We start from the raw sequence: 9,756 nt of genomic DNA on the forward strand, positions 1-9,756 counted from the left end.
GCTGCGGAGCGTCGGCTGATGCCCGCGCCGCACACCGGCACGCACGCCGTCCAGCCCGCGCCGCGCACGGGCACGCACGCCCTCCAGCCCGCACCGCGCACCGGCACGCACACCGTGCCGTCCGGACCGACACCGACTGACGCGCCGACACCCGCCACCCCCGACCCGACAGGAGCCACCGTGACCACCACGACGACCGCAGCGTCCGCGACGGAGGCGAGCCGTGCCTCCCGGCCGATCTACCGCCTGCAGAACGTGAGCAAGACGTACCAGCAGAAGAAGCGGACCGTCACCGCGCTGACGAACGTCGACCTGACCATCCCGCAGGGGCAGCTCGTGGCGGTCCAGGGGCCGACCGGCGGCGGGAAGTCGACCCTCCTGCAGATGCTCGGCGCCCTCGACCGCCCGACCGCCGGCAGCGTGCTGCTGGGCGAGCACGACGTCGCGAAGCTCGGCGACGGCGCACTCAGCGACCTCCGGGCGACCGAGATCGGGTTCGTGTTCCAGAACTTCAACCTCATCCCGACGTTGTCCGCGCTCGAGAACGTCGAGACCGCGTTCGCGGGTTCGCTCGCGAACCGGTCCCGGTCGGAGGTGCGCGACCGGGCGACGGCGGCGCTCCGCGAGGTCGGCCTCGGTGAACGGCTCGACCACCTGCCGGCCGAGCTGTCCGGTGGGCAGCAGCAGCGCGTCGCGATCGCACGGGCGCTCGTGAAGAACCCGTCCGTGCTGCTCGCGGACGAGCCGACCGGGGCGCTCGACGAGGGGACGCGCGACGAGATCATGGGCCTCATCGAGCGGCAGTGGAAGGAACGAGGGCTGACCGTGGTCATCGTGACGCACGACTCGTGGGTGGCGAAGCGGGCCGAGCGCCGACTGCACATCAAGCAGGGCCAGGTCCGCGAGGTGTGACCCGGGGCGGGGCGCGGGGCGGGCGCCCGAGTCTCGTGTCCGGCGACGAGTCTCGTGGTGGTGACCACGAGACGTGTCCGTCAGCACGAGACTCGGCCGCGCCCGCACCAGACTCGGGACCGCGCTACCCGCCCACCGGGTAGTCGCAGTAGGCGAACCACCGGGAGTCCGGCGACCACGGCGGCACGTTCACGGTCCCCTGTCCGCCGTCGAGCGTGACGAGCGTCTCCGGCAGCACGGCGATCCGTGCACCCCGCGCGAGGACGCCCGGCAGCAGCCGCAGCTCCACGCGGTGGTCGGCGGGGTGCCCCTGCACACCGGGCTCGTACGAGAGGTACAGCAGGTGCGAACCGTCCGGCGACAGGTGCGGGAACCAGTTCACCCGGTCGTCGTTCGTGATCTGCACCGGCTCGGACTGCCCCGGCCGGAGGCTCGCGAGCTGCGCGGTCCCCGGGGTGAACCGCTCGGTGTTGAACAGCCAGGTGCCGCCGTCGGGCGTGATCGTGCACCCGTCGTCGGGGAACCCGTCACGGGTACGGAACGTCGGCTCTCCGGTGGTCGGGTCGACGCTGGCGACGTCGGTGGACCACACCCCGTCGAGGCTGAGTTCACCGACGATCGCCGCCAGGACGCTCCCGTCCGGGGCGATGCCGTGCAGGTAGAACTTCCGCTTCGTTGGGAGCGCGGTCGTCGTGTCGGTCAGCTGCTCCGCGGAGCCGCCGTCGGGCAGCGGGACGCGGTAGAGCTCACCGTTCCGCGCGCTCACCACGACGGATCCGTCGGAGGGGTCGAGCACGTGGTCGTTGTTGATCTCCTCGACGCCGGGCATCGGCACCGGCACGAGCGCGGCCTCGTCGAGCACGGAGCCCGGCTGCGGGAGCCGCAGCAGCCACAGGTCGCCGTTCCCGTTCAGCACGAGCGTGCCGTCGTCGAGGACGTTCGGCGCCTCGACGAGCACCGTCGTCGACTCGAACACGAGTCGGCTCGTCCGCGTCGCGACGTCGTACACGTGCACGCGGCTGGTCTGGCCCGGCAGCAGCTGCCGTCCGCGGGGTTCGCTCATGGGTCCATCCTGTCGGGTTCGGGAGCCGAGTCTCGTCTGGGTCGACGCGAGCCTCGTGCTGAGCGACACGTCTCGTGCCGCTGTCGGCGAGTCTCGTGGCCGCGAAGGCTCAGCGGGCCAGCGCCCCCTCCACCCAGCCGCGCCGGTGCGCCCGGACCCCGAGCGTCACCGCCCGCACGCCGATGTACCCGAGCGCGAAGGCCGACCAGAGCCCCGCGAGTGTCCCGCCCGCCCACCACAGGAGCGGCAGGTACACGACGAGGTTCACGCCGCCCGCGAGTGCCAGGTACCGCGCGTCCCCGGCGCCGATGAGCACCCCGTCGAGCACGAACACGTACCCCGCGATCGGCATCCCAGCCGCGATGACCAGCAGGACGAGGGGGAGTGACTGGTGCACGGCGCGCGAGTCCGAGAACACCGGCCCGAGCACTCCGCTCACCGCCGCGGTCACCAGCCCGAGCACCACCCCGCCCACGATGCCGAGCAGCACCAGCCGACCGGTCACCAGGCGGACCCGATCCGGGTCCCGGGCACCGAGTCCGTGCCCGACGAGCGCCTGTCCCGCGATCGCGAGGGCGTCGAGCGCGAACGCCAGCGTCGAGAACACGGTGAGTCCGACCTGCGTGGTGGCCAGTCCCGCCGTGCCGAGCCCCGCGGCCACCGACACCGTCGCGAGCATCGCGATCCGGAGCGACGCCGTGCGGAGGAACAGCCACGCGCCCGACCGCAGCGCCCGCACGACTCCCGATGCGCCCGGCCGCAGCGGTGCGCCCGAGGCCCGCGCCGCGCGCACCGCGATCACGACGTACACGGCTGCCATCGCCCACTGCACGGCGACGGTGCCGGCCGCGGAACCCTCGACGCCCCATCCCGCACCGTAGATGAGGACCGCGTTGAGCAGCCCGTTCGCGACGAAGCCGACGGTCGCGACGACGAGCGGCGTCCGTGTGTCCTGCAGTCCGCGGAGGAGGCCCGTGGACGCGGTGACGACGAGGATCCCCGGCAGTCCGACGAGCGACAGGGTGAGGTAGGCGGTGGCGGCGGCGGAGACCTCGGGCGAGGCGCCGAACGCGTCGACCAGCGGTGCGGCGAGGGGCCAGCCGACGAGGGCCAGCACGACCCCGAGCACGAGGGCGAGCCACATCCCGTCGATGCCCGCGTGCACGGCGCCGCGCCGGTCACCGGCACCGAGGGCCCGGGCGACCGCGGGCGTGGTCGAGTACGCCAGGAAGACGAGCAGCCCGGTGACGGTCTGGAGGACGGCACTCGCGAGCCCGACGGCGGCGAGCGGGGCCGCACCGAGGTGGCCGACCAGCGCGGTGTCCGTCAGGAGGAACAGCGGCTCGACGACGAGTGCGCCGAGCGCGGGAACGGCCAGCCGGACGATGTCCCGGTCGACGCGACGAGTCTCGATGCTCTGGGTCACCCGACCATCCTGGCGGCGGTACGCTCCGCCCGTGGACGTCCTCGCGCTGGTACCGGCGGCGGTCGGCATCGCGCTGAGCCCGCTGACGGTCGCGTCGGTGGTGTTCCTGCTCGGGCACCGCCGCGGTCCCGCGTCCGCGGTCGCTCTCGCCGCAGGCTGGGTGACGGCCATCGTCGCGGCGCTCGTGGTGACGGTGCTGATCGGCGAGCAGCTCCCCGACGAGACCGCGGGTGGGGACCCCGTTCAGACCGTCATCGCCCTCTGCGCCGCGGTGTTGCTGTTCGGGCTCGCCGCGTGGCAGTGGGCGCGCAGGGAGCTGCCGGACGGTGCCCCGGCGAGCTCGCGGTGGGCGGACCGCACGGAAGCCGTCACCCCTCGCCACGCGTTCGGGCTCGGGGCGCTCCTCTTCCTCAGCCCGAAGCTGTTCGTCCTCGTGCTCTCGGCTGGCCTGGCGTTCGGGGAGGCGGATCCGCCGGTCGGCGAGGCCCTGGTGGTCGCGGTGCTCTTCGTCACCGTCTCCGCATCGACCGCGCTGCTGCCGATCGCGCTGTCGCTCGCCCTCCCCTCGCTCGCCGAGCGGGTCCTCGCCCGGATCCGTGCGTGGACCGCGAGGTGGGGCTCGATCGCCCTGGTCGTCGTGCTCGCCGGGTTGGGTGTCCTCCAGCTCGCGCTGGGGATCAGCGGGCTGCTGGTCCGGGACTGACGCCGCATCGGACGGGAGGCACGGGGCGGGCGCGCACCGCGCCTCCCGTCCGACCTGTGCGTGGGCCTCAGCCGACGCGCGGCTCCGCGGGGACCGCGCCCGTGGCGGCGTGGTCCGCGTCGGACGCCGCAGGCGTCGCCGGGTCCGTGCCGCGGGCCCGACCGATGAGGTCCATCACGTGGTACACCACGATCGCCGCCACCGTGCCGACGATGATCCCGCCGAAGGTGGCGCTGCCGAAGGAGAACGTGAAGTCGGCGATGCCCATGATGAGCGCGATGCCCGCCGTGAGCTGGTTCTTCGGCTTCGCGAAGTCGACCCGGTTCTCGACCCAGATCCGGATGCCGATGATCCCGATCAGGCCGTAGAGCGCCGTGGTCGCGCCGCCCAGCACCCCGGCCGGGACGGACGAGATGATCGCGCCGATCTTCGGCGAGAGCCCGAGCAGGACCGCGACGATCGCGGCGACCCAGTAGGCGGCCGTCGAGAACACGCGCGTCGCGGCCATGACGCCGATGTTCTCGCCGTACGTCGTCGTCGCCGAGCCGCCGCCGATGCCCGCGAGGACCGTCGAGATCCCGTCCGCGAACAGCGCGCGGCCGGTGAGCGGGGTGAGGTCGCGGCCGGTGAGCTGGCCCACGCCCTTCACGTGGCCGACGTTCTCGGCGACGAGCGCCAGGACGACCGGGACGAAGCCCAGGTAGATCGCGAGCTGGCCGGCATCGAAGGCCGGAGCGGTGAACGTCGGCAGGCCCAGCCAGGGTGCAGCGGAGACCGCCGAGAAGTCGACCTCGCCCGCGATGACCGCCGCGACGTAGCCGACGACGACGCCGATGACGATGGAGAGCCGCCCGATGAGGCCCTTGAAGAGGACGGTAGCGAGGATGATCGTGAGCAGGGTGATCAGCGCGACCACCGGAGCCTTGACGAAGTTGTCGCGGGCGGCGGGCGCGAGGTTGAACCCGATGAGCGCGACGATCGCACCGGACACCACGGGCGGCATCACCCGGTCGATCCAGCCCGCACCCGCGAGGTGCACCACGAGCCCGACCACCGCGAGCAGCGCTCCGACGACGATGATGCCCGACAGTGCGAGCGGGATGCCACCGATCTTCGTCGCGGCGCCGATCGGGGCGAGGAACGCGAACGAGGACCCGAGGTAGCTCGGCAGGCGGTTGCCGGTGATGAGCAGGAACAGGATCGTCCCGATGCCGCTGAACAGCAGCGTCGTCGACGGCGGGAAGCCCGTGATGAGGGGCACGAGGAAGGTCGCGCCGAACATCGCCACCACGTGCTGGACGCCGAGACCGATCGTCCGCCCCCAGCCGAGGCGCTCGTCGGGTGCCACGATCGTCGTCGCGGAGACGGTCTTGCCGTCGCCGTGCAGCTTCCAAGGGAGTCCCATGCGGGAAACGGTAGTGGCACCTGAGTGCCCGTGACGAGGACCGACCTGATCTGTGGAGAAGCGCCCCCTCGTGGCCGTTCACGTCCACCCGCCCGTGCACAGGGCGACGGTGGCTATCGTGGACGCCATGACCGACGTCGCAAGCACCTCCGGCATCCACACCGACGAGCTCGACGCAGGTGTTCGCCCCCAGGACGACCTGTACCGGCACGTCAACGGCACGTGGGTCGCCGCCACTCCGATCCCCGACGACAAGGCGCGGTACGGGTCGTTCACGATCCTCGCGGAAGAGGCAGAACTCGCCGTCCGCGAGATCGTCGAGCGCTCGCAGCAGGCGGCCCCGGGCACCGAGGAGCGCAAGGTCGGCGACCTCTACACCTCCTTCACCGACGAGACCCACCTCGAGGAGCTGGGCACCGGCCCGATCGAGCCCCTGCTCGCCGAGGTCGACACGGTCGAATCGGTCGAGGACGTCGTCCGGATGGTCGGCCGCTTCGAGCGCCTCGGTCTGCCGAGCTTCCTCCAGCTGTTCGTCGACAACGACCCGGGCGACCCCGAGTCCTACGTGGTGTTCCTCGAGCAGAGCGGCCTCGGACTGCCCGACGAGTCGTACTACCGCGAGGACCGCTTCGCCGACATCCGCACGAAGTACCGCGAGTTCGTCGCCGCGATGTTCCCCCTCGCCGGCTTCGACGACGCGGGTGACCGCAGCGACAACGTCATCGGCCTCGAGACCGCGCTCGCCGCCGAGCACTGGGACAACGTCACCACGCGCGACAGCCAGAAGACCTACAACAAGCTGCCGTGGTCCGAGGTCGCGGCGCTCGCCGAGGGCATCGACCTGCGGCAGTGGTGGGAGGCCATCGACGCCCCCGCCGGCGCCTTCGAGACCGTCGTCGTCCGTGAGCCCTCGTTCATCACCGGACTTGCCCGACTGCTCCGCACCGAGCCGCTCGCGGCGTGGAAGGACTGGCTCCGCTGGCAGGTCGTCCGCGGCTCGGCGGCCTACCTGACGAGCGCGTTCTCCGCGACGAACTTCTCGTTCTACGGCACGGCACTGACCGGTGCGCCGAAGCAGCGCGAGCGGTGGAAGCGCGGCGTCTCCCTCGTCGAGGGTGCGATGGGCGAGGCCGTCGGGCGCATCTACGTGCAGGAGCACTTCGACGAGACCTCGAAGGCCGCGATGGACGAGCTCGTCGCGAACCTCGTCGAGGCCTACCGCCAGAGCATCACCGGGCTCGACTGGATGACCGACGAGACCCGTGCGCGTGCCCTCGACAAGCTCGACAAGTTCACGCCGAAGATCGGCTACCCGGTGAAGTGGCGCGACTACTCGGCGCTGCAGGTCTCCGCCGACGACCTCACCGGCAACGTCCGCGCCGTCGCGAGCTTCCAGGTCGACCGCGAGCTGGGCAAGATCGGCAAGCCGATCGACCGCGACGAGTGGTTCATGACCCCGCAGACGATCAACGCCTACTACAACCCGGGTTTCAACGAGATCGTGTTCCCTGCCGCGATCCTGCAGTTCCCGTTCTTCGACGCCGGCCGCGACCCGGCCGCCAACTACGGCGCGATCGGTGCCGTCATCGGCCACGAGATCGGGCACGGGTTCGACGACCAGGGCTCCCAGTACGACGGCGACGGCCGCCTGCAGAACTGGTGGACCGAGGCCGACCGCGCGGCGTTCGAGGAGCGCACGAAGGCCCTCATCGCGCAGTACGACGCCCTCGTCCCGACCGAGGTGCCCGAGGGGCACGTCAACGGCGCGCTCACGATCGGTGAGAACATCGGTGACCTCGGTGGCCTCTCGATCGCGTGGAAGGCCTACCTGCTGTCCCTCGACGGTCAGGAGCCGCCGGTCGTCGACGGGCTCAGCGGCGCGGAGCGGTTCTTCCTCAGCTGGGCGCAGGCCTGGCGGATGGCGATCCGCCCGGAGGAGGCCGCGCGCCTGCTCAGCATCGACCCGCACTCCCCGAACGAGTTCCGTTGCAACCAGGTCGTGCGCAACATCGACGGCTTCTACGACACGTTCGGCGTGACCGAGGGCGACTCGATGTACCTCGACCCGGCCGAGCGCGTCGCCATCTGGTGATGGTCGAGCCGGACGCGGCTCTGCCGTCCCGGCGACGCCGTCAGGGGTCGGCCGGTGCCGCCGGCGACGGCGACCGGTCGCGCGGCGGCAGCGGCGGCCGTGCCCACGGCCGTCACCGTGGCGGTGCCGACGAGCGCTTCGGAGCCACCCTGGAGGCACTGGGTGCGTTGGCGCGGGACGGCGCGGGAGTCAGCGCCTCCGTCATCGACACGTCGTCCGGCAAGGCGCTCCTCGCGGTCGATGACACGCTCGTCCAGCCGGTCGCGAGCCTCGGGCGGGTGCTGCTGCTCATCGAGGTGGCTGCGTTGCTCGAGGACGGCGGCCTGCACGGCGACCGCCTGCAGCGGATGGCCCGGGACACCGCGACGGGTGCCGGGCTGTGGCAGTTCCTGCAGGAGTCGACCATGCAGGTGTCGGACCTCGCGACCCTCGTCGGTGCGACCGCGGACGCCTGGGCCATGAACGCGCTGCTCTCGACCGTCGGGATCGACGCGGTCCGCGAGCGGGCCGAGTCGCTCGGCATCGAGCGGACGGCGTTGATCGACCGCGTCCGTGACCGTCGCGGTCCCGACGACGCTCCGGACGCTTCGGTCGCGGCGACGGGTGAGCTCAGCTGGCTGTTCCGGGGCCTCGCGCTCGGTGAGGTGGTCGACGAGGCCGTCTCGAACCGGGTGCTCGGGTGGCTGTCCCTGTCGAGCGACCTCTCGCTCGTGGCGGGGTCCTTCGCGCTCGATCCGCTGGCGCACCGGTCGCTCGACCACGGGTTGCAGGTCGTGTCGATCACGGGTTCGTCGCTCGGGGTCCGTGCCGAGGCGGGCATCCTCCGCGGGCCGGCGTCGTCGGTGAGCTACGCCGTCACGGTGACGTTCGACGACGCCACCCTGCAGCGACGACTGGCGGTCGTGGAGGCCCTCCGCACGATGGGCACGGAGGTGCTCGAGGCCGTGCACCTGCCCGCACGCCGCTGACCGGAGCAGGTCCCGCACCCGGGCGGCCGATCAGCCCAGGAGTCGCCGCGCCCAGGCGTCGAACCGCTGCCGGATGACCCTTGCCGTCACGTCCGCACGCCCGATGCCCGCGTAGTTCGGCTCCCACGACTCGAGGTACGGGTCGGCGCGCGCCGCGGCGAGCACGTCCCACGCGTGCACGTCGTCCACCCGCACACCGCTCTCGCGTTCGTACGCGGTGAGGAAGCGGTCGGCGGCGGACGGTGCGCCGAGGAGCACGAGGTCCTGCCGACACCAGGCGATGTCGACACCCCGTGGGGCAGCCATCGCGCCCGACCAGTCGACGATCCCGGTGAGTCGGTCACCGTGCCACACGGCGTTCCCGCTCCAGAAGTCGCCGTGGGTGAAGACGCGGGTCTGATCGGTCGTCGGCCAGGCGAGACGAGCGGCACCGCCCAGTCGTCCCGCCGTGCGTTCCGGCTCCCGCCCGTCCTCGGGCAGTCCGACCGGGTCGAGTCCGTGGACCAGGGCGAGGGCGGCCCCGAGCTGCTCCGCGGCGGCGTCGAGGTCGAGGGAGGCGGACGGGACGGTCCCCGTCAGCGCTGACGTGACGATCGTCGGGGTGCTCCCGACCGTCCCGTGTGCGAGGAGCCGTGGCACGAGCCCACCGAGGGACGAGAGCCGCCCGAGCACGGACGTCTCCCGGGCGACGGCGTCGTCCCCTCGCGGGAACGTCCGGACCACGACGTGCTGCTCGCCGTCGGCGGCGAGGACGGTGCGGGCGTGCTGTCCACCGGTGAGCACGCGGACGGCGCGCAGCGGCCGTCCGAGCAGTGCGCTGCCGTGGTCGACGACGGCGAGCTCTTCGTCGCCTCCCCCACCGGTCACCGGGCAAGGGTACCGAGCACCTGATGTCACAGAACGGTAACGGCGAAAGGTCATCCCAATCCGCTCCGGCGAGGGCGTCGAATCCCCTGCACAGACCGGGAACCACCCGGAGCGCTCACCAGCCGCAGATCGCTGGTTCTCGACCCGTCAACGGGTCGGTTCGGCGCGCCATCGAACGCCGCGCCGAGCGCGACACAGCAAAGGACAGAACATCATGCGCAAGAGCCTGAAGACCTCGATCACCCTCGCCACGACCGGCGCGCTCGTCCTCGGTGGCGCCGCGTTCGGTGTCGGCGCCGCGAACGCGTCGACCCCGACGG

Annotated in this window: 8 protein-coding genes; 4 read left to right on the forward strand and 4 right to left on the reverse strand. The window is 72.1% G+C overall.

From position 1 onward, the window contains the following. Positions 1-237: 237 nt before the first annotated feature. Entirely contained in the window at positions 238-912 is a 675-nt protein-coding gene (locus tag ACSW7Y_RS13650; protein ID WP_438126805.1) for an ABC transporter ATP-binding protein, read from the forward strand. A gap of 124 nt (positions 913-1,036) precedes the next feature. On the opposite strand, the gene ACSW7Y_RS13655 is transcribed toward ACSW7Y_RS13650, so the two are convergent. Further along, positions 1,037-1,975 (reverse strand): TolB family protein, encoded by a 939-nt coding sequence (locus ACSW7Y_RS13655; RefSeq protein ID WP_438126798.1) that lies wholly within the window; start codon positions 1,973-1,975, stop codon positions 1,037-1,039. 109 nt (positions 1,976-2,084) lie between these two features. Further along, a complete protein-coding gene (locus ACSW7Y_RS13660) occupies positions 2,085-3,470 on the reverse strand; it encodes an MATE family efflux transporter (protein ID WP_438126799.1) in 1,386 nt (461 codons plus the stop codon). Between ACSW7Y_RS13660 and ACSW7Y_RS13665 the strand changes: the two genes are divergently transcribed. Next, a complete protein-coding gene (locus ACSW7Y_RS13665; protein WP_438126800.1) occupies positions 3,433-4,104 on the forward strand; it encodes a GAP family protein in 672 nt (223 codons plus the stop codon). The genes ACSW7Y_RS13660 and ACSW7Y_RS13665 overlap by 38 nt on opposite strands. Before the next feature lie 67 nt (positions 4,105-4,171). On the opposite strand, the gene ACSW7Y_RS13670 is transcribed toward ACSW7Y_RS13665, so the two are convergent. Then, positions 4,172-5,509, reverse strand: a complete 1,338-nt coding sequence (locus ACSW7Y_RS13670; RefSeq protein ID WP_438126801.1) for a uracil-xanthine permease family protein — start codon at positions 5,507-5,509, stop codon at positions 4,172-4,174. Between the two features lie 127 nt (positions 5,510-5,636). On the opposite strand from ACSW7Y_RS13670, the gene ACSW7Y_RS13675 reads away from it, so the two are divergent. Together ACSW7Y_RS13675 and ACSW7Y_RS13680 are read left to right on the forward strand one after the other, a co-directional pair. Next, positions 5,637-7,601 carry a M13 family metallopeptidase gene (locus ACSW7Y_RS13675; protein ID WP_438126802.1) on the forward strand — a complete coding sequence of 655 codons (1,965 nt, stop codon included), beginning with the start codon at positions 5,637-5,639 and terminating at the stop codon, positions 7,599-7,601. Continuing rightward, entirely contained in the window at positions 7,601-8,569 is a 969-nt protein-coding gene (locus ACSW7Y_RS13680) for a serine hydrolase (RefSeq protein ID WP_438126803.1), read from the forward strand. Before ACSW7Y_RS13675 ends, ACSW7Y_RS13680 begins: the two co-directional genes overlap by 1 nt. A gap of 30 nt (positions 8,570-8,599) precedes the next feature. On the opposite strand, the gene ACSW7Y_RS13685 is transcribed toward ACSW7Y_RS13680, so the two are convergent. Continuing rightward, the gene (locus tag ACSW7Y_RS13685) at positions 8,600-9,436 is read right to left on the reverse strand and encodes a phosphotransferase family protein (RefSeq protein WP_438126804.1); all 837 of its coding nucleotides are present in this window, start codon (positions 9,434-9,436) and stop codon (positions 8,600-8,602) included. Positions 9,437-9,756: the final 320 nt, after the last annotated feature.

Source organism: Curtobacterium flaccumfaciens (assembly GCF_051548005.1).
Classification (GTDB): Bacteria; Actinomycetota; Actinomycetes; order Actinomycetales; family Microbacteriaceae; genus Curtobacterium.

Coding starts and splice junctions, on each gene's coding strand:
- ACSW7Y_RS13655 (WP_438126798.1), bottom strand. CDS start 1,975: ATGAGCGAACCCCGCGGACGGCAGCTGCTGCCGGGCCAGACCAGCCGC.
- ACSW7Y_RS13660 (WP_438126799.1), bottom strand. CDS start 3,470: ATGCCGACCGCCGCCGGTACCAGCGCGAGGACGTCCACGGGCGGAGCG.
- ACSW7Y_RS13670 (WP_438126801.1), bottom strand. CDS start 5,509: ATGGGACTCCCTTGGAAGCTGCACGGCGACGGCAAGACCGTCTCCGCG.
- ACSW7Y_RS13675 (WP_438126802.1), top strand. CDS start 5,637: ATGACCGACGTCGCAAGCACCTCCGGCATCCACACCGACGAGCTCGAC.
- ACSW7Y_RS13680 (WP_438126803.1), top strand. CDS start 7,601: ATGGTCGAGCCGGACGCGGCTCTGCCGTCCCGGCGACGCCGTCAGGGG.